Annotated in this window: 26 protein-coding genes; 8 read left to right on the top strand and 18 right to left on the bottom strand. The window is 68.7% G+C overall.

Annotated features, from left to right (window positions below; translation table 11 throughout):
* Window positions 1–55 precede the first annotated feature (55 nt).
* The 6 genes from trmB to C8D81_RS16830 all read left to right on the top strand — a co-directional run bounded on the left by trmB (window position 56) and on the right by C8D81_RS16830 (window position 5,999).
* Window positions 56–769: a tRNA (guanosine(46)-N7)-methyltransferase TrmB gene (trmB, locus tag C8D81_RS16855; RefSeq protein ID WP_133626436.1), complete on the top strand. Its 714-nt coding sequence runs from the start codon at window positions 56–58 to the stop codon at window positions 767–769.
* Window positions 766–1,569: a tRNA pseudouridine(38-40) synthase TruA gene (truA, locus tag C8D81_RS16850; RefSeq protein ID WP_094359801.1), complete on the top strand. Its 804-nt coding sequence runs from the start codon at window positions 766–768 to the stop codon at window positions 1,567–1,569. Before trmB ends, truA begins: the two co-directional genes overlap by 4 nt.
* Window positions 1,566–2,165 (top strand): class I SAM-dependent methyltransferase, encoded by a 600-nt coding sequence (locus C8D81_RS16845; RefSeq protein WP_133626435.1) that lies wholly within the window; start codon window positions 1,566–1,568, stop codon window positions 2,163–2,165. The genes truA and C8D81_RS16845 overlap by 4 nt, the downstream gene beginning before the upstream one ends.
* A gap of 109 nt (window positions 2,166–2,274) precedes the next feature.
* Window positions 2,275–2,457, top strand: coding sequence for a CsbD family protein (locus C8D81_RS16840; protein ID WP_094359797.1), 183 nt, complete (start codon window positions 2,275–2,277; stop codon window positions 2,455–2,457).
* Window positions 2,458–2,605: 148 nt separating this feature from the next.
* Complete coding sequence (locus C8D81_RS16835; protein WP_094359795.1) at window positions 2,606–3,220, top strand: superoxide dismutase; 615 nt, start codon at window positions 2,606–2,608, stop codon at window positions 3,218–3,220.
* Window positions 3,221–3,320: 100 nt separating this feature from the next.
* A complete protein-coding gene (locus tag C8D81_RS16830; RefSeq protein ID WP_133626434.1) occupies window positions 3,321–5,999 on the top strand; it encodes a PEP/pyruvate-binding domain-containing protein in 2,679 nt (892 codons plus the stop codon).
* Window positions 6,000–6,156: 157 nt separating this feature from the next.
* Here C8D81_RS16830 and C8D81_RS16825 read toward each other — a convergent pair whose 3' ends face one another.
* From C8D81_RS16825 to infA, 9 genes are all read right to left on the bottom strand, one after another.
* A complete protein-coding gene (locus tag C8D81_RS16825; protein ID WP_094429977.1) occupies window positions 6,157–6,789 on the bottom strand; it encodes a hypothetical protein in 633 nt (210 codons plus the stop codon).
* Complete coding sequence (locus C8D81_RS16820; RefSeq protein ID WP_094429997.1) at window positions 6,786–7,904, bottom strand: glycosyltransferase; 1,119 nt, start codon at window positions 7,902–7,904, stop codon at window positions 6,786–6,788. Before C8D81_RS16820 ends, C8D81_RS16825 begins: the two co-directional genes overlap by 4 nt.
* A 250-nt stretch (window positions 7,905–8,154) precedes the next feature.
* Window positions 8,155–8,844, bottom strand: a complete 690-nt coding sequence (gene rplQ / locus C8D81_RS16815; protein WP_094429976.1) for a 50S ribosomal protein L17, sunset domain variant — start codon at window positions 8,842–8,844, stop codon at window positions 8,155–8,157.
* A gap of 34 nt (window positions 8,845–8,878) precedes the next feature.
* Entirely contained in the window at window positions 8,879–9,904 is a 1,026-nt protein-coding gene (locus C8D81_RS16810; RefSeq protein ID WP_094359787.1) for a DNA-directed RNA polymerase subunit alpha, read from the bottom strand.
* 109 nt (window positions 9,905–10,013) lie between these two features.
* Complete coding sequence (rpsD, locus tag C8D81_RS16805; protein ID WP_094359785.1) at window positions 10,014–10,619, bottom strand: 30S ribosomal protein S4; 606 nt, start codon at window positions 10,617–10,619, stop codon at window positions 10,014–10,016.
* Between the two features lie 24 nt (window positions 10,620–10,643).
* A complete protein-coding gene (gene rpsK, locus C8D81_RS16800) occupies window positions 10,644–11,045 on the bottom strand; it encodes a 30S ribosomal protein S11 (protein ID WP_094359783.1) in 402 nt (133 codons plus the stop codon).
* 28 nt (window positions 11,046–11,073) lie between these two features.
* Complete coding sequence (rpsM, locus tag C8D81_RS16795; RefSeq protein ID WP_094359781.1) at window positions 11,074–11,445, bottom strand: 30S ribosomal protein S13; 372 nt, start codon at window positions 11,443–11,445, stop codon at window positions 11,074–11,076.
* Between the two features lie 300 nt (window positions 11,446–11,745).
* Window positions 11,746–11,859 carry a 50S ribosomal protein L36 gene (gene rpmJ, locus C8D81_RS16790; protein ID WP_013862061.1) on the bottom strand — a complete coding sequence of 38 codons (114 nt, stop codon included), beginning with the start codon at window positions 11,857–11,859 and terminating at the stop codon, window positions 11,746–11,748.
* Window positions 11,860–11,965: 106 nt separating this feature from the next.
* Entirely contained in the window at window positions 11,966–12,187 is a 222-nt protein-coding gene (infA, locus tag C8D81_RS16785) for a translation initiation factor IF-1 (RefSeq protein ID WP_094359779.1), read from the bottom strand.
* A 194-nt stretch (window positions 12,188–12,381) separates the two neighbouring features.
* Between infA and C8D81_RS16780 the strand changes: the two genes are divergently transcribed.
* Together C8D81_RS16780 and C8D81_RS16775 are read left to right on the top strand one after the other, a co-directional pair.
* Window positions 12,382–12,828, top strand: a complete 447-nt coding sequence (locus C8D81_RS16780; RefSeq protein WP_166646862.1) for an SMI1/KNR4 family protein — start codon at window positions 12,382–12,384, stop codon at window positions 12,826–12,828.
* Entirely contained in the window at window positions 12,821–13,510 is a 690-nt protein-coding gene (locus C8D81_RS16775) for an HNH endonuclease (RefSeq protein ID WP_166646861.1), read from the top strand. The genes C8D81_RS16780 and C8D81_RS16775 overlap by 8 nt, the downstream gene beginning before the upstream one ends.
* A 13-nt stretch (window positions 13,511–13,523) precedes the next feature.
* Here the strand turns inward: C8D81_RS16775 and C8D81_RS16770 are convergent, their stop codons facing one another.
* The 9 genes from C8D81_RS16770 to C8D81_RS16730 form a co-directional block, all read right to left on the bottom strand.
* Window positions 13,524–14,402, bottom strand: a complete 879-nt coding sequence (locus C8D81_RS16770) for a hypothetical protein (protein ID WP_094429975.1) — start codon at window positions 14,400–14,402, stop codon at window positions 13,524–13,526.
* 31 nt (window positions 14,403–14,433) lie between these two features.
* Entirely contained in the window at window positions 14,434–15,309 is an 876-nt protein-coding gene (locus C8D81_RS16765) for a GTP-binding protein LepA (RefSeq protein ID WP_094400052.1), read from the bottom strand.
* Window positions 15,310–15,357: 48 nt separating this feature from the next.
* The gene (locus C8D81_RS16760) at window positions 15,358–15,738 is read right to left on the bottom strand and encodes a DUF1707 SHOCT-like domain-containing protein (RefSeq protein ID WP_094359773.1); all 381 of its coding nucleotides are present in this window, start codon (window positions 15,736–15,738) and stop codon (window positions 15,358–15,360) included.
* A gap of 117 nt (window positions 15,739–15,855) precedes the next feature.
* Window positions 15,856–16,536, bottom strand: coding sequence for an ABC transporter ATP-binding protein (locus tag C8D81_RS16755; RefSeq protein WP_208109360.1), 681 nt, complete (start codon window positions 16,534–16,536; stop codon window positions 15,856–15,858).
* Between the two features lie 43 nt (window positions 16,537–16,579).
* Complete coding sequence (locus tag C8D81_RS16750; RefSeq protein WP_094429974.1) at window positions 16,580–17,350, bottom strand: ABC transporter ATP-binding protein; 771 nt, start codon at window positions 17,348–17,350, stop codon at window positions 16,580–16,582.
* Complete coding sequence (locus C8D81_RS16745) at window positions 17,350–18,408, bottom strand: branched-chain amino acid ABC transporter permease (RefSeq protein WP_094427399.1); 1,059 nt, start codon at window positions 18,406–18,408, stop codon at window positions 17,350–17,352. The genes C8D81_RS16750 and C8D81_RS16745 overlap by 1 nt, the downstream gene beginning before the upstream one ends.
* A complete protein-coding gene (locus tag C8D81_RS16740; protein WP_094429973.1) occupies window positions 18,408–19,289 on the bottom strand; it encodes a branched-chain amino acid ABC transporter permease in 882 nt (293 codons plus the stop codon). The genes C8D81_RS16745 and C8D81_RS16740 overlap by 1 nt, the downstream gene beginning before the upstream one ends.
* A gap of 4 nt (window positions 19,290–19,293) precedes the next feature.
* A complete protein-coding gene (locus C8D81_RS16735) occupies window positions 19,294–20,502 on the bottom strand; it encodes an ABC transporter substrate-binding protein (protein WP_166646860.1) in 1,209 nt (402 codons plus the stop codon).
* 195 nt (window positions 20,503–20,697) lie between these two features.
* A partial coding sequence (locus C8D81_RS16730) for an ABC transporter substrate-binding protein (protein WP_133626489.1) occupies window positions 20,698–21,800 on the bottom strand: 1,103 nt, incomplete at its 5' end.

Below are 21,800 nucleotides of genomic sequence, written 5' to 3'. Positions count from 1 at the left end.
TGTGGTGATCGGTACCAATCCGGGCCACCCCCGCGGGTCGCTAGAGTCTGCCCCCATGACCGGCCCCGATCAGCGCACCCACCGCGAGGTGGTGTCCTTCGTGCGCCGGAGCACCCGGATGAACCCCAGCCAGGAGCGCGCCTGGGCGAATCGGGAGCGGTATCTGATCGAGGTCCCCCGGGCCGCGACGAGCACCTCGATCGCCGAGACGGCGGCGGTGGGCTGGCCGGCGGTCTTCGGCCGCCGGGCCGAGCTGGTGGTGGAGATCGGCTCGGGCAGCGGCGATTCCCTGGTGGCGATGGCCGGTGCCGCCCCGGACCGCGACCACGTCGCCTTCGAGGTGTTCCGGCCCGCGCTCGCCTCGACGATGATCAAGCTGCAGCAGGCGGGGATCGAGAACGTACGCCTGGTCGACGCGAACGGCGTCGAGGGCCTGAACCGGCTCTTCGGCACCGGCTCGGTCACCGAGCTGTGGACCTTCTTCCCCGATCCGTGGCACAAGTCGCGGCACCACAAGCGGCGCCTGGTGTCGACCGAGTTCGCCGACCTGGTCGCCGACCGGTTGGTACCCGGCGGGCTCTGGCGGATCGCCACCGACTGGGCGGACTACGCCGAGCACTGCCGTGAGGTGCTCGATCCGCATCCCCGTCTTGTCAACGTGGACGCCGATTCCAGCGATCTGATCCCCCGCCCGGAGACCAAGTATGAACGGCGTGGGGTGGCCGCCGGGCGCGCGGTGATCGAGTTGGCGTATCGGAGCATGCCGTGAGCACGAATCGAATCCGACTCGACATCTCCTACCACGGCAGGGATTTCTCGGGTTGGGCGGCGCAACCCGGGCTGCGCACCGTGCAGGGGGTGTTGCAGGAGTGGATCCCGCGGGTGCTGCGGCTGACCGAACCGGTGGAGCTGGTGGTCGCCGGGCGTACCGATGCCGGGGTGCACGCCCGGGGTCAGGTCGCGCATCTCGACCTGCCGGCAGAGGTCGCGACGGATTCCTTGCAGCACAGGCTTTCCCGGGTGCTGCCCGCGGATCTGGTGGTGCGCCGGGTCTCGATGGCTCCGCCCGGTTTCGATGCCCGATTCGCGGCCGTCTGGCGTCGCTACGTCTACCGCTTCGACGACTCCGGCAGCCCCGATCCGTTGCTCGCCGATCACGTGCTGGCGGTCCGCGACCGGCTGGATGTGGACGCGATGAACGAGGCCGGTGGGCTGCTGCTGGGGCTGCACGACTTCGCCGCCTTCTGCAAGCGGCGCGAGGGGGCGACCACGATCCGCACGCTGCTCGGGCTCGACGCCGTGCGCGAGGGGCCGCGGGTGGCGTACACGGTGCGCGCGGACGCCTTCTGCCATTCCATGGTCCGCTCCCTGATGGGTGCGCTGACCAGTGTCGGCAGTGGCCGCCGGGATCTGGACTGGCTACGGCAGGTGCTGGCCACCCCGCACCGGGAGAGCAGCGTGCCGGTGCTGCCGGCGCACGGGTTGTGCCTGGAGGAGGTCGGCTACCCCGCCGACGACCAGTTGGCCGAGCGGGCCGACCAGGCCCGATCGAGACGGGAGATCCGGTGACCGAGCACTATTTCCGCACCCCTGACGGACCGGAGAAGCGGCGCACCGTCAGCGCCCGGATCTTCGATACCGATTACGAGTTCCACACCGCCAACGGGGTGTTCTCCGCCGACGGGCTCGACCTGGGGACCGCGGTGCTGCTGCGTACCGTCGCCCCGCCCAGTGCCGCGACCCGGTTGCTCGACCTCGGCTGCGGCTGGGGTCCGATCGCGGTGGCGCTGGCCGACCACTCCCCCGCGGCGATCGTGGACGCGGTCGACACCAACGAGCGCGCGCTCGCCCTGTGCGCCGAGAACGCCGCTGCCGTCGGGGTCGGGGACCGGGTCCGGCCGCTGCTGCCCGAGCAGGCCGATCCCGCGGCCCGCTACGACGAGATCTGGTCGAATCCGCCGATCCGGATCGGCAAGGGCGCCCTGCACGACCTGCTGCTCACCTGGTTGCCCAGGCTGAGCCCGGAGGGGACGGCGTACCTGGTGGTGGGTCGCAACCTCGGCGCGGACTCGCTGCAGCGCTGGCTGACCGAGCAGGGGTACGCCTGCGAGCGGCTCGCCTCGGCGAAGGGCTTCCGCGTCTTCGCGGTCACCCGGGCCGCCTGACCACTCGCCGGCGCGCGCGTACCCCCTCACTTGCTTATATCGACATTCGGGCATAATTGGTGCATACCACCGGCGAACCGCGCCGCTGGCCCGATCTAGGAGGTACCACATGGGACTGGGCGACAAGATGCAGAATGCGGCTGACAAGGCCGGCGGCAAGATCAAGGAAGGCGCTGGCAAGGCGACCGGCAACGAGCGTCTCGAGGCCGAGGGCAAGGCCGACCAGGCCAAGGGCGGCATGAAGCAGGCCGGCGAGAACATCAAGGACGCCGGCAAGGACGTCACCCGCTGATCCGCCGTACACCAACGACTCGAAGGGCCCGCCAGAACGCTGGCGGGCCCTTCTTCATTCCCCGTCCCGACGGGGTGGACCCCCCAACCGGCCGGCGGCACCGGCCGCCTAGAGTGGGTCGAGCAAGCCCTGCGAAAGGACAAGGAGCATCATGACCTACACACTTCCGGATCTCCCCTACGACTACGGCGCACTGGCGCCGCACATCGCTCCGGAGATCATGGAGCTGCACCACGACAAGCACCACGCCACCTACGTCAAGGGCGCGAACACCGCACTGGAGAAGCTGGAGGAGGCCCGCAGCAAGGGTGACTTCGCCACCATCAACCAGTTCGAGAAGGATCTCGCCTTCAACCTGGGCGGCCACATCAACCACTCCGTCTTCTGGAAGAACATGTCTCCCGACGGCGGCGGCGAGCCCGACGGCGAGCTGGGCGACGCGATCAACGAGTTCTTCGGCTCCTTCGAGGGCTTCAAGGGCCAGTTCCAGGCCAATGCGCTGGGCATCCAGGGCTCCGGCTGGTCCATGCTGGTCTGGGACACCCTGGGCAAGCGGCTGAACATCCAGCAGCTCTTCGACCAGCAGGGCAACCTGCCGGCCGGCCAGCTGCCGATCGTGCAGATCGACATGTGGGAGCACGCCTTCTACCTGCAGTACAAGAACGTCAAGGCCGACTACGTCACCGCCTGGTGGAACGTGGTCAACTGGTCCGACGCCGCCGACCGCCTCTCGCAGGCCAAGGCCGCGCAGATCGACTACTGAGTCGACCGCCTGAGGCGTACGCCGCAGCCAGGACGCTGTTGACGGGGCCGGCCCTTTCGGGCCGGTCCCGTTTCGCGTTCTGCGGGTCTAGAGTGCAGAAATGCTCTACACCCGTGATCTGAGCACCCTGGATCGAGACGATCTGGACCAGGCCGGTGGCAAGGGTGCCAACCTCGGCGAACTGGTCGCGGCCGGGCTCCCGGTGCCGGACGGCTTCGTCCTCACCACCGCCGCCTACACCGAATTCGTGACCAGCAACGGGTTCCAGCCCCGGATCGAGGAGCTGGTCGCCGCCGGCGATCCCGAGGCCGCGGCCGACGCGATCGCCAGCATGTTCCGCGAGGGCGAACTGTCCTCGGCGCTGCAGACCTCGCTGCGCGGGGCGTACGCCCGGCTCGGTGCCGATGTCGCCGTCGCGGTGCGCTCCTCGGCCACCGCCGAGGACCTGGCCGAGGCGTCCTTCGCCGGGCAGCAGGAGACCTTTCTCAATGTACGCACCGATTCCGCGCTGCTGCAGGCGGTCCGTGACTGCTGGGCCTCGTTGTGGAGCCCACGGGCGATCGCCTATCGCGCGGCGCATCGGGTGACCGGTGAGCTGGCCCTGGCGGTGGTCGTGCAGCGGTTGGTCGAGGCCCGTTCGGCCGGGGTGATGTTCACCGCGAACCCGACCACCGGGCGCACCGATGAGACGGTGATCTCGGCCGCCTGGGGCCTCGGTGAATCGGTCGTCTCCGGCAGCGTCAGCACCGACTACCTGGTGCTGCGTGCTGGCCGGGTGATCGAGCGCCGCATCGCCAGCAAGCAGACCCGCACCGTGCCGACCGCGGCCGGCGTGCGCACCGAGGCGACCCCGGCCGCGCAACGGGATGCGGCGGTGCTGGACGATGGGGCCGCTGGCGCGCTGGCCGCCCTCGGCCGACGGGCCGCCGAACACTTCGGCACCCCGCAGGACCTGGAATGGGTGATCGACACGGACGGAACACCGTGGCTGGTGCAGTCGCGGCCGATCACCGCACTGCCGGAGGAGACCGGTGACGCGCCGACCGAGTGGCCCGCGCCCGCACGGCACGACGTGTTCATGCGTGCCAGCATCACCGAGCAGCTGCCGAACCCGCTGTCCACCTTGTTCGCCGACCTCGCGGAGAAGCTCGTCGTGCCGGGGATGATCGGCACCATCAACGACTTCTTCGGCCCGCAGAAGTTCTTCACCGCCAAGGACATCTCGTTCGTCACCATCAACGGATTCGGCTACTACGGTTACGGGAATTCGCTGTTCCTGAAGGCGCTGCCGGTGCTGCCGTTGGCCGGCAGGCTCATCTTCAGCCAGCTCGGCCGCCAGCGGTGGGAGCAGGTCTTCCAGCCGCGCTACGCGGAGGTGGTGCGGCGACGGCGCACGCAGGATCCGGCCGGGCTGACGGCGGCCGCCTTGCTTGCCGGGATCGAGGAGCTCGTCGGCGCCGGTTTCGCCTACTACACCTCGGTGCAGACGATCATCCCCGAGGCGGTCACCAGCGAGTTGCTGTTCACCGGTTTCTATGACCGGGTGGTGAAGCGGCCGGGTGATCCGCGGGCCGAGGATTTCCTGCTGGGACTGGATTCCGCGCCGTTGCGCGCCGATCAGTCGGTCTACGAGCTGGCCCGTTGGGCGGCCGGGCGCCCGGCACTGGCGGCAGCGCTGGGGCGCACCGAGGTGGAGCTGGGGGACGCGGCGCCCGCCGGCGTCGACGAGGCCGACTGGGCGGAGTTCCGGCGACTGTTCGATGCGCATCTGGATCGCTTCGGGCACGCCGTCTACAACCTGGATCTGATGAATCCGGTGGCCGCCGACAATCCCGCACCGGTGCTCGATGCGCTGCGCTTCTATCTGTCCGGGACCGATGCGTCACCGGTGCAACGCCGGAATCGACTCGCGACGAACCGGAAGGCGGCCATCGACCAGGTCCTGGGCCGGCTGCGGGGCACCCGGCGCACGCTCTTCCAACGCCTGTTGCAGAACGCCAACGAGATGGGCCCGGTACGCGAGGACTCACTGGCCGACATCGGACTGGGCTGGCCGACCGCACGGGCGTACGCCGCCGAGCTCGGGCGGCGGTTGGTCGCCGCCGGGGTGCTGGAGGGGGCCGAGGACGTCCACTGGTTGCGGCTGGCCGAGTTGGAGCGGGCCGCCGCCGAGCTGGACGCCGGGCGTACGCCCCGGCCGGCCCAGCAGGAGGTGGCCGAGCGTCGTCGGGAGTGGCGCGGCCGGCGCCGGGTGACGCCACCGGCGATCGTGCCGGATCGCTCGCTGTGGCACGTCTGGGACAACTTCATGCCCTCGGTGATGGGTGACCAGTCCGGTGCGGTGCTGCGCGGCACCGGGGCGAGCGGCGGCCGGGTGACCGGCACCGCCCGGGTGGTGCACGGGCCGGAGGACTTCTCCGGAATGCAGCCCGGGGAGATCCTGGTCGCGGCGATCACCACCCCGGCCTGGACGCCGCTCTTCGCGCTCGCCGCCGGCGTGGTCACCGATATCGGCGGCCCGCTGAGTCACTCCTCGATCGTGGCCCGCGAATACGCCATCCCGGCCGTGCTCGGTACCACGGTGGCCACCGCACGGATCAAGACCGGCGACCGGCTCGCCCTCGACGGTGAGGCCGGTACGGTGACCCTGTTGGACGAACAGCAGCCGGAATCCGCACCGGTGCAGGGAAAACGCGGAACGATCAGGAAGGTCGCCCTCGCCGCCGGCGCGGTCACTGCCCTGCTGATCGGCATCCGCCTGGCCCGCCGCCAGCGCTGACGCTCATCGAGTAGCTGACCCGGCGCAGCGACCCCCACCACGTTCATCGAGTAGCTGGCCCGGCGCAGCGAAGCGGAGCCGGGGCAGCGTGTCGAGATGAACCCACGACACCAGCACCTCTCGACACGGTCGCTACGCGACCTACTCGAGGTGCGTACTAGTCGTCCTCGACCTTGCTGCCGAACTCGCGGTACATCCAGCGCGGGAGGGGTTTGCGGGTGAGGGTCGCCTTCCAGCAGGCGAACACCGTGAACAGGATCATCCCGTTGTTGGTGTTCCAGTAGGTCATCGTCCGGAACGGCAGCACCTCGGTGACCGGGATGAACTCGACCTCACCCGGCCCGGCGTTGGCCCGGGAGGCACAGACGTCCAGGGTGCGGCCGTCGATGGTCACCCGCAGCCAGCTGTGCCCCATCCGCCACCAGGGGTTGATGTCCTGGCGGACCCGGGTGGCGAAGACCCGTTCGACCTGGAATCCCAATGCCTCCAGGATTTCAGCGAGCGCGCCGTTGTACTGGTTGGCATAACCGCGGGAGTTCCGGAAGGCGAGCCCGGGGGTCTCCCAGAGGTTCAGGATCGAGTAGCGGGTGAACTTGCGGTGCACCAGCGAGCGGGCGAACTCGACCAGCTCCCAGCCGGACAACCCGCTGTTCCGGCTGACCCAGATCGCATCCCGGATGGTGTGCACGCCATCGGGTTGGGCGCGCAATGCGCGCGGGGCCTGGAGCACCAGTGGCGCCACCGCCGCCCCGGCCGCACCCGCGGCCAGCGCCCACTTCTTCCAACTCATGATCGATCCCCTCGTTCCCGCCTGGCCAGTCGGCCGCGTACCCGGTCCCGCCACAGGGACTGGTACGGCGCCCGTCGGGCCAGCTCCTGGTGCAGCTGCAGCATCCGCTGCACCGATGTGTTCCAGTCGTAGCTCTCGGCCCGCTGCCGGGCGCTGTGCCGGGTCGCGGCACGGGGCCGGCCGGCCATCCGCTCGATCGCGTCGGCGATGCCCATCGGGTCCGGCGCTCCCCACTCACCGCAGCTCTCATCGACCAGTTCCCGCGCGCCACCACGGTCGGAGGTGACCACCGGCGTACCGGTCGCCAGCGCCTCCAGCACCGCCAACCCGAAGGTCTCGGCCGGGCAGACCGACAGCGAGACGTCGGCGTCGGCGTACGCCTCGGCCACGGCCTCCCGGCCGGAAAGGTAACCGTGGAAGGAAACCGGGGCATCGCCGGCGATCTCGCGCAGCTCGTCCAGATGGGGCCCGTCACCGTAGACGTCGAGGCGTACCGGCAGACCGCGACGATGCACCTCGACCGCCCCGGCGACCGCCAGGTGCGGGCTCTTCTCCCGGCTCAACCGACCCACATAGCAGAGCTTGAGAGTGTCGTCGTCGGCCGGGGATCCCTTGTCGGGGTTGAAGGTCCGCAGATCGACACCGAGCGGGACCTTGACCAGGTTGGCGCCGGTGTTGTGGAACTCATCGGCCGCGTACTGGCTGGTGACCACCACCGCGTCGAAGGATTGCGCCAGCCTGCGGTTCAGTGCGCCGACGGCGGTCTCGACGCCGAACTGACGGCGCAGCCAGAGCCCGAGCATGGCGTCCAGGCGTTCGTGGCTGAACAGGATCGAACCGACACCGCGGCGCCGCGCCCAGCCGGCGACCGGCGACAGCGTCCACTTGTCGGAGACCTCGACGCTGGTCGGCGCGAAGCGATCCAACACCGCCAGCGCGCGCCACGGTTGGGCGATCATCCGGTACGCCGAGTTGGGCAGATGGGGGGAGGCGACCTCGACCACGATCCCGCGTTCGGTCTCGGTGGTGCGGTCCTTCTCACCGGGGACCACCAGGATCCGCTCGTGCCCGGCGTCCACATAGCCGGCACCGAGGCTCTCGATGGCCTGGCGCATGCCACCGGAGACCGGACCCACGAAGTTCGCCAGCTGGGCGATCCGCAGGCGGTCAGGTTCACTCACCCGGCCAAGGGTAGTCGGCCCCAGCGAACCGAGATCCGCGCCAAGGAATGATCATGGAATATTCGTACTGGCATACGTATGTTTGCAGGTGAAGGCCCGGATATTCCATGATCATTCGCGGCGATCGGGAAAACGAACGGCGCCCGCCCCCTGCTGGGGACGGGCGCCGTCGGTCTGCTGAGACTCAGGCCTCGTCGGAGTCCTTGGCCTCGGCCTTGTCCTCGTCGGCGTCCTTGTCCTTCACCGCGTTGACGAAGCCGGCCTTCTCGGCGGCCTCGGCGGAGTTGAACCAGACCTCGGCGACGGTGCGGTCGTACCACGGCGACTCGGGGGTGTGGAACTTCATCGAGTCCTCATTGCCCTTGATGTCGTAACCGGCGGGCGGGTTGTCGCCCTTGTACGAACCGTCGGCCTGGGCCTCACCGGCCTCGGTGTCGACGGCGGCCTTCTCCTCGGCCTTGGTGTCGGCGACCTTGGCCGGCTTCGCCGCGGCCTTCTTCGGCGCCTTGGCGCTGACCGGGTCGGTGATCACCTCGATGATCGCCATCGGGGCGTTGTCGCCCTTGCGGGGACCGACCTTGGTGATCCGGGTGTAACCGCCCTCGCGGTCGGCGACGGCCGGCGCGATCTCGGCGAACAGGATGTGCAGCACACCCTTGTCCCGGATGTGGGTGGCGGCCAGCCGGCGGGCGTGCAGGTCACCGCGCTTGGCCTTGGTGATCAGCTTCTCCGCCAGCGGACGGACCCGCTTGGCCCGTGCCTCGGTGGTGGTGATCCGGCCGTGCTCGAAGAGCTGGCTGGCCAGGTTGTCCAGGATGATCCGCTCGTGCGCGGGCGAACCGCCCAGCCGCGGACCCTTGGTTGGCTTCGGCATTCTCTATCTCCAAATCTGTTTCGGGCCGGGAGGCTCAGTACTGCTCGGTCTCGGCGAAGTCCTGGTCGCCGTCCTCGTCGTCCTCGTCGTAGCGACCCACCGCACCGAGCGGGTCGAAGCCGGGGGCGGAGTCCTTGAGCGACAGACCCATCTCGTGCAGCTTCAGCTTGACCTCGTCGATCGACTTGGAGCCGAAGTTGCGGATGTCGAGCAGGTCCTGCTCGGAGCGGGACACCAGCTCGGAGACGGTGTGGATGCCCTCGCGCTTGAGGCAGTTGTAGGACCGGACGGTGAGGTTCAGGTCCTCGACCGGCAGGGCCAGGTCGGCAGCGAGCTGCTCGTCCACCGGGGACGGGCCGATCTCGATGCCCTCGGCCTCCAGGTTGAGCTCACGGGCCAGGCCGAAGAGCTCGACGAGGGTACGCCCGGCGCTCGCGACGGCGTCCCGGGGACGGATCGCGGGCTTGGTCTCGACGTCGACGACGAGCTTGTCGAAGTCGGTGCGCTGCTCGACACGGGTGGCCTCGACCTTGTAGGTGACCTTGAGCACCGGCGAGTAGATCGAGTCGACCGGGATCCGGCCGATCTCGTGGTCGCCGGACTTGTTCTGCACCGCGGAGACGTAGCCACGGCCACGCTCGACGACGAGCTCCATCTCGAGCTTGCCGTTGTCGTTGAGGGTGGCGATGTGCAGCTCGGGGTTGTGCACCTCGACCCCGGCGGGCGGGGCGATGTCGGCGGCGGTGACCGCACCGGCACCGGCCTTGCGGAGGTACATGACCACCGGCTCGTCCTCCTCGGAGGAGACGACCAGGGCCTTGAGGTTGAGGATGATCTCGGTGACATCCTCCACGACGCCCTCGATGGTCGAGAACTCGTGCAGGTTGCCGTCGATCTTGATGCTGGTCACCGCGGCGCCCGGGATGGACGACAGCAGGGTGCGACGCAGCGAGTTGCCGAGGGTGTAGCCGAAACCGGGCTCGAGGGGCTCGATGACGAACCGGGACCGGTTGTCGTCGACGACCTCTTCGGACAGCGTGGGCCGCTGGGCAATGAGCATGTGTTGTTCTTCCTTTCGTGCCAACCGCTATTTGATGGCAAGAGGTGGATCCGCCGGGGGCGAGAAGCCCCCGGCGGGTGGCGGGGACCAACCGGCCCCCGCCCTCGACTCACTTGGAGTAGAGCTCGACGATCAGCTGTTCCTGAACGTCGACGGTGATCTGCTGCCGGGTGGGCAGCTGGTGCACCAGGATCCGCATCTGGTTCGGCCGGGCCTCGAGCCAGGCCGGTACCTCGCGCTCGCCGTGGGTCTCGCGGGCGACGACCAGCGGGTGCAGGTTCAGCGACTTGTCCTTGACATCGATGATGTCGTGGGCGGAGACGCGGAACGAGGGGATGTTCACCTTCTGGCCGTTGACCAGGAAGTGACCGTGGACCACCATCTGGCGGGCCTGGCGGCGGGTGGCCGCGAAACCGGCGCGGTAGATGACGTTGTCCAGTCGCGACTCGAGGATCTGCAGCAGGATGTCACCGGTCTTGCCGGTGACGCGGTGTGCTTCCTCGTAGTAGCGGCGGAACTGCTTCTCCAGCACGCCGTAGGTGTAGCGAGCCTTCTGCTTCTCGCGCAACTGCAGGGCGTACTCGGAGTCCTTGGTGCGACCCCGGCCGTGCATGCCGGGCGGGTAGGGGCGGCGCTCGAAGGCCTTGTCGTTGCCGACCAGGTCGGAGCCCAGGCGACGCGACTTCTTGGTCATGGGACCGGTGTAACGAGCCATGTCAGTTTCTCCTGTTCTCCGCGATCAGACGCGACGGCGCTTGGGCGGACGGCAGCCGTTGTGCGGCACGGGGGTGACATCGGCGATGGCACCCACCTCGAGGCCGATGGCGCCGAGCGAGCGGATGGCGGTCTCCCGGCCGGAACCGGGGCCCTTGACGAACACGTCGACCTTCTTCATGCCGTGCTCCATGGCACGACGCCCGGCGGCCTCGGCGGCCATCTGGGCGGCGAACGGGGTCGACTTGCGCGAGCCCTTGAAGCCGACGGTGCCGGCGGAGGCCCATGAGATCACGTGCCCGTTGGGGTCGGTGATCGAGATGATCGTGTTGTTGAACGTCGACTTGATGTGGGCCTGTCCGGCCACGACGTTCTTCTTCTCCTTGCGGCGCACCTTCTTGGCGGCGCCGCGTCCTGCGGTAGCCATATCTGTTCAGATCTCCCTGGTGCGTCCGTTACTTCTTCTTCTTGCCGGCCACGGCCTTGCGCTTGCCCTTGCGGGAGCGGGCGTTGGTCCGGGTGCGCTGACCGTGCACCGGGAGCCCGGCGCGGTGCCGACGGCCCTGGTACGAGCCGATCTCGATCTTGCGGCGGATATCGGCGGCGACCTCACGACGGAGGTCACCCTCGGTCTGGTAGTTCGCGTCGATGTGGTCACGCAGCTGGACGAGCTGGTCGTCGCTCAGGTCGCGGACGCGGGTGTCGCCACTGATCCCCGTGGCGTCCAGGGTCTCCAGGGCGCGGGTGCGACCCACGCCGAAGATGTAGGTAAGTGCGACCTCGAGGCGCTTCTCGCGCGGGAGGTCGACACCCATGAGGCGTGCCATTTCAGCAGTCCCTTCGGGTCCGGTTCGTGGCGCCGGTTCCAAGGGCGCTGATCCACGAGCCGCGGAGGTCTCTGGCGTGGTGCGTCCGGCGTACCTTCTGATTCGTACGCCGGGCCCGGCCTCCGTCCGGGCGTGGGCCCCGGGGGATCGCTCCCCCGGGATTGGCACCACGTTGGTGGTTATTGAGTTGTCGTTGCTATTGAGTTGTCAAGGGTGCTCTGCGGGCCGTCCGCCCCCAGCGCGAAAGCGTAAACCTGTCGACTCGGCGTACGCCGGGCCTTTCGGGCTCACGCCAGGGACTCAGCCCTGGCGCTGCTTGTGCCGCGGGTTCTCGCAGATCACCATCACGCGACCGTGCCGGCGGATCACCTTGCACTTGTCGCAGATCCTCTTGACGCTCGGCTGAACCTTCATTGCTGAGCTTCCTATCGATTCTGGGCATGCCCGAGGTCGGACACACCTGTGAGTGGTGATTGACCGACCCCGACCACGAAGGGCATGGGATCGGCCGGACTGTCGGTCACTTGTGCCGGTAGACGATTCGGCCGCGGTTCAGGTCGTAGGCAGAGATCTCCACGACCACTCGGTCGCTCGGAAGGATGCGGATGTAGTGCTGCCGCATCTTGCCACTGATCTGGGCGAGCACCTTGTGACCATTGGCCAGCTCAACGCGGAACATCGCGTTGGGCAGCGCCTCGACCACGGTGCCCTCCATCTCGAGGAAGCCCTCTTTCTTCGACATGTACTCTCAATCTGTCGGGAAGTCCGGATGGACGAATTCGACGAATCGCACGACCGATCACCCGGCGTGGGTGACCGACGTGCAATACTACGTCACCCTTGGCGTACGCCCAAATCTTGCGTCGGCCGGGCGCGCGGATGGTTCCTCCCTGCGAGACGACCGAGACGACCGCCACTGCCTCTACGCTCGTCGGCATGCAGTTCGTCGCGCTCGGGCCGGCCACCACTGAGGAGTTGGCCGCGCTGCCACAGGTCGCGGGCGCCGCCCTGCCGCCGGACTATCTGGACTGGCTGGGCACCGTCGGCGGCGCCGACCTCTCCAGCTGGGTGGACATGCCACCGGCGATCGGCACCGGCTGCTTCAACCACGTCTACACCGCGATCGAGGCGATCCGCACCCAGCAGAACCGGGCCCGCGACGACCGCAACTACGGTCCCGAGTTTCTCGGGATCGCCAGTTCCGGCAACGGCGGCTCGGCATGCCTGCTGCTCACCGGCCCCGACGCCGGCTCGATCTGGTGGTGCGACGACACCATCGCCGATGCCCAGGGGCCCGCCGCCCCCGGCGTACTCACCCCGATCGCCGCCACCTGGACCGAGTTCTGGCAGCGCACCCTGGCGACGGAGGAACTCGATGGGTAAGGGCACCGCACTCAAGGGGTTCGTCAAACCCCTGGTCGATCCGCTGCTGCGCACCGTCGACGACGCCGCCGGCGCGTCCGCCAAACAGGGGGCGAAGAAGGGCGGCAAGGAGGCCGCGGAACAGGGCGCGAAGAAGACGGCGAAGAAGAGTGCCGCCGACCCGCTCGCCGCGTCGAGGAGCGCGAAGGAGCAACGGCTGACGCGCTTCAAGCCGCCGGACCCCAAGAACGCCGGGCACCGCAATCCCAACTTCCGGGAGCCCCAGCGGGCCGAGGATCTCGACCCGCGGGAACTGGCCCGCGCCCAGCGTCGGGGCCGCTCCATGAACGGGGGCCAGGCACCGATCAACTCGCAGTACGCCGGCCAGCGATTCCCGCTGGAGAAGGACTATCCGGAACTGGCGAAGCAGTACCCGGAGGGCGTTCGGTTCTCCCCCGAGGGTTATCCACAGTTCGGCCGTTATGCGCTGCACGAGGTGGAGTTGCCGACCCCGTTGGCGAAGACCTCCGGGGGTGACATGGCGGCCGCGAACCGACTGGTCGAACCGGGGTTCAAGCAGCCACCCGGTTTCACCTGGCACCACGTCGAGGGTGGCCCGCCGGTGCGGATGCAGTTGGTGCCGACGCAGCTGCACGGGGCGGTCCGGCACACCGGTGGACGTTCCCAGAATCCGCACCTCTGACCCGCGGGGAAGTTCAGTCCTCCTGGGCCGCGAGTTCGCGGATCCCGGGCTGATCGGCCTCGGCCCGGGACCAGTAGGTCTCGGCCATCTCGGCGTCCCCACGGCCCCGCTCGATGGATTGCGCGATCCGGGCGAGACCGACCGGCTGATCCCCGCCGGGACAACGCATGGCGAACCGGAATGCCAGCTCGGCCATCGGATAGTCCGCCAGCCAGTAAAGCGATTCCCCCATCCCGCCATAGATCGTCGCCGACCAGGACCATTCCTGGGTCGGGGCGGGGATCACGTCCCAGGCTCGCTCCCAGACCTTGAGCGCCTCCCGGTGCTGCTCCTGGTCATCAAGGCCGGCGGCCTCGTCATAGATCGTCTGCAACTGCGCAAGCGCGCTCTCGCTGAGTTCCTCGGGGGCGCGGCGGTCGGTGGTCACCCAGGGCACCGGCATCCGCACGACCGGCAATCCCTTCAACTCCCGGTACTGCGCCAGCAGCTTCGGATGCTCGGCGAATTCGTAGAAGTAGCCGCTCAGTGCGACGGCGCGATCCAGCGCCTCGACTGCCCGCTCCCGCAGGCCCATCGCCAATGACAGCCGGCCCACCAGGGCCCAGTACCCTGCCTGTTCGCCGCGGTCGTCCGGGTCGGCGACCTCGCGATAGCGCTCCAGCCACGTCGCGGCAGCCTCATGATGCCCGGCGGCCAACTCGCCCTCGGCCGACTGACGGGCGACCTCGGCCCCGGTCTGCACCCACTGGTCGCGCGGTTCGGGAATCGCCTGCCAGGCACGCTCGGCGAGTTCGGCGGCCCGCTCCGGGTCGCTGCCCCAGAGTTCGGCGGCCTCGTCGGCGGGCACATAGACTGCGGCGCTGGCGTCACCCAGCAACTCCTTGCGCTTCATGCGCCCAAACCTAACAGCGGACGGGCCCGGATCAGGCGGCCAGCGCCTGCTCCCGCTGGCGATGCAGTTCCAGGCTCTCCCGCAGCGCGCGGAGCACGTAGGGCGGGAACTCCATCCCCTGCCGGTGGGCCCAGAGCAACCGGGCCTCCAGCCGGCCGACCTGCTTGGCGTACGCCTCCAGGTCGCGGGTGATGCCGAGATTCTCCATCACCCCGCCCATGTCGGCGGTGTAGGCCTTCTTGCCGTTGGTGCCGACCAGGCCGTAGGAGATGGACCGCAGCTGACGGGCCAGCCAGAGCTGCCACGGCTTCAACCGGCCGCTCTGGATCATCTCGGTGGAACTCATCTGGTAGAAGGCGAAGTGGCCCGGTTCCTGCTGCTTGATCGGGCCGATCACGGTCTGCGCGATGGCGTCCTCGCCCATCTCGGTGAGCGACTTGTTGAGGGTGTTGTACGCCAGCACCGCCTGGCGTTCGGTGCTCGCGCCGGTCAGGTAGTAGAGCAACCGGGTCACCTCACCGATGGCGGGCAGGTGGGAGAGGGCGCCGAGGATCTTCATCGACAGCTCCACCTCCAGCATCGGCTCGGAGGGCTCCATGCCGAGATCCTGACCGAGTTGGTCGATGATCAACCCGTGCTGGATCTCCTGCGGCTGCCAGACGTCCTCATAGAAGAAGCGGTCCAGCTCCCGGGTGTGCGGCAGCAGGGTGAGCAGCTCGAGCACATTGCGGTCGACCTCGAGCTCGACCCGGGCCAGGTATTCCAGCACGTGACCGAAGCGTTCGCGCACCAGGCGGGGGTTGCGGATGGTGCGATCGACCGAACCAAGACGGATGGGCGGGTGGAGGTCGGCCAGCCGCTGCACGTGGTCGCGGATCTTGGCCGACGTGATCAGGTCCCTTGGCACGGCGCCATACTACCCAGTAGAGCGGTGTGCCGCTGGGTGATGTGCAACTCAGAGAAGCACGGCCAGCAGCACGATCAGCACGATCAGGATCAGCCCGCCGGCGACGCCGCCGACCAGCGCCAGGCTGGCCCGGTTGCTCGGTGTCCGGGCCTCGCTCAACTCACCGGGTCGCCCACCGGGTGTCTGCTGCACGATCGCCGGTTCGTTGTGGGTGGCCGGCTTGCCGAGCCGCTCCACCACCGGCGCCAGGTCACCCAGCTTCGTGGCGCCGAAGATCCGGTCCAGCAACTCGTCGTAACCCTGCTGATCCAGCTGCCCGGCGGTGAAGGCCTCGTTGAGCTGGGTGGAGAGCTGGTTGCGCTCCTCCTCGGTGACCGGCGCATCGGGCTGGGTCCGGTAGCGCGAGGAGATCGGCAGGTTGCTGCTCATGGGAGGAGTCTATGAACGTCGACTGAGCGAGCGCCAGCGAGTCGACGTCGATGCCTGCCGTACGCAGGCTTCGACTCCTCGTTCCTCGTCGCTCAACCGGCGTACGAACCGCGCGGGTCAACCGACACCCAGCAGGGCCTGGGCCCGTTGGCCGTCGGCGCGGAAGTCGGCGACCGTGGAGCGGTGCACGATCTCGCCCTTCTGCATCACCAGCACCCGCTGGGCGACCTTGAAGGCGAGCCGCAGATCCTGTTCCACCAGCAGCACCGCCACCCCGGTACTGGCCAGCTCGGTGAGCACCTCCCCCACCTGGGCGACGATGGTCGGGGCGAGTCCGTCGGAGGGTTCGTCGAGCAGCAGCAGCCGCGGATTGCCGACCAGGGCACGCCCGATCGCCAGCATCTCCTGCTCACCGCCGGAGAGCTGGGAGCCGAGATGGCCACGGCGTTCACCGAGCCGCGGCATCAACGCCAGCACCGAGGCCGGGGTCCACTCCCCCTTCCGCGCCGAGATCGCCAGATGCTCGTCGACGGTCAGCGAGGAGAAGACCCGCCGGCCCTGCGGCACGATCGACACCCCGGCCCGGGCCATCGCATGCGGCAGCCGGCGGGCCAGCTCGGTGCCATCGACCCGCACCGAGCCGGAGCTGGGGCGTACCAGACCCATGATGGAGTTGATCAGCGTGGTCTTGCCGACGCCGTTGCGGCCGAGCACCGCCACCGACTCACCGGCATCGACGGACAGGCTGACCCCGTCCAGCACCCGCGATCCGTCGTAACCCGCAACCAGGTCGCTCACCTCGAGCAGCATCGGCGCGTCCCCTTCCAGGAAAGAAAAAGCATCAGTAGAAGAGCGGTTCGGCACCCTCGGATTCACCCAGGTACGCCACCTTGACCTCGTCGTTGTCGCGGATCTCGGCGGGGCTGCCGTGGGCGATCAACCGGCCGGCGGCCAGCACGCTGACGGTCCGTGCGAGCCGGAACACCACTTCCAGATCGTGTTCGACGATGAGCACCGTGACGGACTCCGGCAGCCCCTCGATCAGCTCCATGAACCGTTTCGTCTCGGCCGCCGACATGCCCGCGGCCGGTTCGTCGAAGAGCACCATGGTCGGCTCGCAGGCCAGCACCATCGCCACCTCGAGCTGGCGGCGCTCACCGTGCGAGAGGGTGCCGCAGATCAGCTCCTCCCGCCCGGACAGTCCGACCGCGGCCAATTGCTCGGCCGCCAGCTCCCTGATCCGCCCGTCCCGCCCGGGTACCGGGAAGAACCGCTTCGGGCTGCCCTCGACGCCCTCGACCGCGAGCACCACGTTGTCCAGCACGCTGATGCCAAGGAACAGGCTGGAGTGCTGGAAGGTGCGCACCAGCCCGGCCCTGGCGCGGGCCGGTTCGTCGAGGCCGGTGATGTCGCGGCCGGCGAAGCCGATGGTGCCGGCACTGGCCGGGGTGGCGCCGCCGATCACCGAGAACAGCGTCGATTTGCCGGCGCCGTTCGGCCCGATCAGGGCGTGCCGGGCGCCGCGCTCGACGGTGAAGCTGACGTCATCGACGGCCTTCAACGACCCGTAGTGCCGGCTCACCCCGTTCAGCTCGAGCAGTGTCTCGCCCATCACTTGGCCCCTTCCACGCCGGCGTCTCCCTCACCGGCCACGGCGAGCGTCGGCCCGCGCCGTCGGCGTACCAATCCGGCGATGCCGCGCGGCAGTGCGAACACCGCGACCACGAACAGCAGGCCGAGGATGGTGGCGCCGTGCCCGTTCACCATCGCGCCGACGTAGTCGCGGATGAAGATCACGATCGCCGCCGCCAGGATCGGGCCCCACAGGGTGCCGGCGCCGCCGAGCACCACCGAGAGCAGCGCGATCGCGGCGAGCGAGAAGGCCATGTCCCCGGGGGAGAAGAAGCGGGCCTGTGCGGTCCAGGCGGTACCGGCCATGCCGGCGATCGCACCGGCGAAGGTGTACGCCATCAGCTTCACCGGGTAGCTGCGCTGGCCGAGCGCGTGCAGCCGGGATTCGGCATCGCGGACCCCGCGCATCGAGCGGCCGAGCGGGGAACGGACCAGCACGATGGCCAGCGCCAGGCCGATCAGGAAGACGAACAGCACCCAGAAGTAGACCAGTCCGGCCAGCCGCAGCGGTTCGCCGCCGGGGGTCAGGGTGACCGCCGGGATCCCGGACAGGCCGTTGGAGCCGCCGGTCACCGCGGTCATCGAATCGGCCTGCCGGTTGGCCAGCTCGGTGATCGCCAGGGTGACCATCAAGAAGACGAATCCGTTGGTGCGGACCGCGACGGCGCCGGTGACCAGGGCGAGCGCGGCGGCGACCAGGGTGCCGAGCAGCAGTTGCAGGAAAGCGTTCGTGGACAGGTGGATCCCGACGAGCCCCGCGGTGTAGGCGCCCGCACCGAAGTAGGCGACCTGGCCGAGCGTCGGCAGCCCGGTGTAACCGGTGAGCAGGTCGACGCTGATCACCAGCAGCGCGAAGGACAGGATCCGCGACAGCAGCAGCACCGGATAGGGCGCCACCCAGAACGGCACCGAGACCAGCAGCAGGATGCCGACGACGATCAGCGGGAGCGCCAGCCAGCGCGGCCGCCGGGGTTTCGGTGCCGTGGTGGTCGGAGACGACGCGGGGGCGGAATCACCGGGGCGGGTGACGGTCGACATCAGTGCCCTCCCCCATGTCGGGCGGGCAGCAGCCCGGCCGGCTTGAGCAGCAGCACCAGGGCCATCACCGCGAACATCAGGAAGCTCGCGTAGCTGGCCAGCACCGAGACGCCGACGGTCTGCACCTGGCCGACCAGCAGCGCACCGACCGCGGCGCCCTTGAAGGAGCCGAGACCGCCGATGACGACGATCACCAGCGCGTAGAGCAGCACCAGGTCGTCGTTGCCGGGCTGGGCACCGAGCAACGGGGCCGCGATCAGACCGCCGACGGCGGCCAGCGCGGCGCCGCCGCCGAAGATCCCGGCCAGCACCAGCCGGGTGCGGATCCCGGTGGCCTCGACCATCGCCCGGTCGGCCACGGTGGCGCGGACCACCGCACCGATCCGGGTCTTCTCCAGGATCAGCCAGAGCCCGATCCCGACGACCAGACCGATCGCGATCATCACCAACCGATAGATCGGGTACGGGGCGCCGAACACCGGCACCTCGCCGCTCAGGAAGGGCGGCGGCGGTACCGATTTCACGTCGGCACCGAAGACGATCAGCAGCAGGTCGGCGACGATCATCGCGACACCCAGGGTGAGCATCGCCTGGCGCAGATGGTTGGTCACCGACTGGGTGAGCACGGCGAGCAGGATGCCGGCCAGCAGGCCGATCACCGCGGCCACCAGCACCGCCACCAGCGACATCGCACTGGAGGCGCCGCCGCCGAGCAGGGCGACCCCGACATAGGCGCCGATCAACGACACCGACCCGTGCGCCAGGTTGAGCACGTCCATCGTGCCGAAGACCAGGGAGAGGCCGATGGCCACGATGAACAGCACCGCCCCGAGGGCGAGGCCGTTCACCGCGGTGACGGCATAGGCGGAGAAGAGTTCCATCGGCTCAACTCGCTGACACGGTGCCGAGGACGGTGTTCACGAACTTGCCGTTCCTGGTGACCACCTGCCGCTCGTAGAACGTCTGGTCCGGGTCGTGGTTGGCGGTGAACTTCCAGGTTCCGCGCGGGCTGTCGACCTGGCTGACGGTGCCGAGCGCCTTGCCGATCGCCTCGCCCGAGGTGCCGTCGGCGGCGGCCAGTGCCTTGTCCAGCACGGCGGCGGCATCGTAGGCCTGCACCGAGAACGCCGTCGGGGTGGCCCCGCCATAGGCGTCGGCGTACGCCTTCACGAAGGCCTGGTTGGCGGGGTTGTCCAGCTGGTCGGAGTAGTGCAGCACGGTCTTCAGACCGTCCGCGGCCGCCCCCTCGGCCTCCAGTGCGGTGCCCTCGGTGAGGTCACCGAAGCTGAGCAGCTGGATGCCGTCACCAGCCAGGAATTGCTTGTACTGCTTGACGAAATTGACCGCCTCGGCACCGGCGTAGAAGACGAACACCGCCTTCGCCCCGGAGGTGCGGACCTTGTTCAGATAGGGCTGCCAGTCGGTGGTGGTGCCGAACGGCGTGTAGTCCTCACCGACGATCTGCCCGCCCGCCGCGGTGAAGGATTCCTTGAATCCGGCCAGGTGCTCCTTGCCGGAGGCGTAGTCGGCGCCGAGCAGATAGACCGACCCGTCACCCAGTTCCTCCTTCACCTTCTTCCCGTACGCCCGGCCCGGATCGCTGTTCTTGAAGCTGGTCCGCCAGATGTAGTCCGAGGGCGGGGTGGTCAGCCCATCGGCCCCGGCGTTCGCGACGACCAGCGGCACCTTGGATTCGACGAAGGTCTTCTTCAACCCCGCCGCGGTGGCCGAGTTGACGATGCCGGCGACCGCGGAGACCTGGTCCTGGGTGATCAGCTTCTCGGTGGCGGGTACGCCGGTCTGCGGACCAGAACCCTCATCGGTCTCGACCAGGGTGATGTCCTTGCCACCGAGCTTGTTGCCCTTCTGGTTCAGATAGAGCTTGAAACCCTGCTCCATGTCCCGACCCAGGGAGGCGTACACCCCCGACTTCGGCACCGACAGCCCGATCTTCACCGGCCCCGACGCGGCACCTCCCCCGCCGCCGCTGCCGCCGAGGCTTCCCCCGCCACAGGCGCTGAGGGCCAGCACGGCCGACAGCACCGGAATCACCCACGCCCTGCGGCGCAGCGAAGCCATCCTGGATGCACTCATGTTGCTACATCTCCCCGGTCCCGGCCGCTCACCCTTGAGCGACATCTCCACTGAGTGAATCGTCGTGACTCAGCGGGCGTCAATGGGCGTTGCATAACGGTTCTTGTTCCGCGGTTCTGACGCCCATCGAGTAGCGAGCCATGCGCAGCGGAGCGGAGCAATGGCTCGCGTGTCGAGATGAGCATCCCTCCCCACTCAGCTCAGCTTCACGCTGCCGGTGACGGAGTTGACGTACTTCCCGTCCTTCATCACGACCTTGCGCAGGTAGTAGGTCTGGTCGGGATCGTGGTTGGCGTTGAACTTCCAGGTGCCGCGGGGGCTGTCGATGTCGCCGACCTGACCGAGTGCCTTGCCGATCGCCTCGCCCGAGGTGCCGTCGGCGACCGCGAGCGCCTTGTCCAACACCGCCGCGGCATCGTAGGCCTGCACCGAGTAGGAGGTCGGTGAGGCACCGCCATAGGCGTCCTTGTACGCCTGCACGAACTCCTTGTTGCGCGGGCTGTCGATCTGGTCGGAGTAGTGCAGCGAGGTCTCCAGCCCGTCGGCGGCGGCACCCTGGGCATCGAGCACCGACCCCTCGGTGAGGTCACCGGAGCTGTAGAGCGCGATCCCGTCATTGGCCAGGAATTGCTTGTACTGCTTGACGAAATTGACCGCCTCGGCGCCGGCGTAGAAGACGAAGATCGCCTTGGCACCGGAGGTGCGGACCTTGTTCAGGTAGGGCTGCCAGTCGGTGGTGGTGCCGAACGGGGTGTACTCCTCGCCGGCGATCTTGCCACCGACCGCGGTGAACTCCTTCTTGAAGCCCTCGAGGTGCTCCTTGCCGGCCGCATAGTCGGCGGCGAGCAGATAGACCGACCCGTCGCCGAGCTGCTCCTTGGCCCGCTTGCCGTAGGCGCGGGCGGTGTCGGCGTTGGTGAAGCTGGAGCGCCAGATGTAGTCCGAGGGCGGCGTGGTCAGCCCGTCCGAGCCGGCGTTGGTGACCACCAGCGGCACCTTGGATTCGACGAAGGTCTTCTTCAACCCCGCCGCGGTCGCGGAGTTCACGATCCCGGCGACCGCGGAGACCTGGTCCTGGGTGATCAGCTTCTCCGTCGCGGGTACGCCGGTCTGCGGACCAGAACCCTCATCGGTCTCGACCAGGGTGATGTCCTTGCCACCGAGCTTGTTGCCCTTCTGGTTCAGATAGAGCTTGAAACCCTGCTCCATGTCCCGACCCAGGGAGGCGTACACCCCCGACTTCGGCACCGACAGCCCGATCTTCACCGGCCCCGACGCGGCACCTCCCCCGCCGCCGG

It is taken from the genome of Enemella evansiae, from assembly GCF_004362375.1.
GTDB classification, from domain to species: Bacteria; Actinomycetota; Actinomycetes; order Propionibacteriales; family Propionibacteriaceae; genus Enemella; species Enemella evansiae.
This window is presented reverse-complemented; position numbering and strand designations above follow the sequence as displayed.

Coding starts and splice junctions, on each gene's coding strand:
- trmB (WP_133626436.1), top strand. CDS start 56: ATGACCGGCCCCGATCAGCGCACCCACCGCGAGGTGGTGTCCTTCGTG.
- C8D81_RS16840 (WP_094359797.1), top strand. CDS start 2,275: ATGGGACTGGGCGACAAGATGCAGAATGCGGCTGACAAGGCCGGCGGC.
- C8D81_RS16830 (WP_133626434.1), top strand. CDS start 3,321: ATGCTCTACACCCGTGATCTGAGCACCCTGGATCGAGACGATCTGGAC.
- C8D81_RS16825 (WP_094429977.1), bottom strand. CDS start 6,789: ATGAGTTGGAAGAAGTGGGCGCTGGCCGCGGGTGCGGCCGGGGCGGCG.
- C8D81_RS16820 (WP_094429997.1), bottom strand. CDS start 7,904: ATGCGCCAGGCCATCGAGAGCCTCGGTGCCGGCTATGTGGACGCCGGG.
- rplQ (WP_094429976.1), bottom strand. CDS start 8,844: ATGCCGAAGCCAACCAAGGGTCCGCGGCTGGGCGGTTCGCCCGCGCAC.
- C8D81_RS16810 (WP_094359787.1), bottom strand. CDS start 9,904: ATGCTCATTGCCCAGCGGCCCACGCTGTCCGAAGAGGTCGTCGACGAC.
- rpsD (WP_094359785.1), bottom strand. CDS start 10,619: ATGGCTCGTTACACCGGTCCCATGACCAAGAAGTCGCGTCGCCTGGGC.
- rpsK (WP_094359783.1), bottom strand. CDS start 11,045: ATGGCTACCGCAGGACGCGGCGCCGCCAAGAAGGTGCGCCGCAAGGAG.
- rpsM (WP_094359781.1), bottom strand. CDS start 11,445: ATGGCACGCCTCATGGGTGTCGACCTCCCGCGCGAGAAGCGCCTCGAG.
- rpmJ (WP_013862061.1), bottom strand. CDS start 11,859: ATGAAGGTTCAGCCGAGCGTCAAGAGGATCTGCGACAAGTGCAAGGTG.
- infA (WP_094359779.1), bottom strand. CDS start 12,187: ATGTCGAAGAAAGAGGGCTTCCTCGAGATGGAGGGCACCGTGGTCGAG.
- C8D81_RS16780 (WP_166646862.1), top strand. CDS start 12,382: ATGCAGTTCGTCGCGCTCGGGCCGGCCACCACTGAGGAGTTGGCCGCG.
- C8D81_RS16775 (WP_166646861.1), top strand. CDS start 12,821: ATGGGTAAGGGCACCGCACTCAAGGGGTTCGTCAAACCCCTGGTCGAT.
- C8D81_RS16770 (WP_094429975.1), bottom strand. CDS start 14,402: ATGAAGCGCAAGGAGTTGCTGGGTGACGCCAGCGCCGCAGTCTATGTG.
- C8D81_RS16760 (WP_094359773.1), bottom strand. CDS start 15,738: ATGAGCAGCAACCTGCCGATCTCCTCGCGCTACCGGACCCAGCCCGAT.
- C8D81_RS16750 (WP_094429974.1), bottom strand. CDS start 17,350: ATGGGCGAGACACTGCTCGAGCTGAACGGGGTGAGCCGGCACTACGGG.
- C8D81_RS16745 (WP_094427399.1), bottom strand. CDS start 18,408: ATGTCGACCGTCACCCGCCCCGGTGATTCCGCCCCCGCGTCGTCTCCG.
- C8D81_RS16740 (WP_094429973.1), bottom strand. CDS start 19,289: ATGGAACTCTTCTCCGCCTATGCCGTCACCGCGGTGAACGGCCTCGCC.
- C8D81_RS16735 (WP_166646860.1), bottom strand. CDS start 20,502: ATGAGTGCATCCAGGATGGCTTCGCTGCGCCGCAGGGCGTGGGTGATT.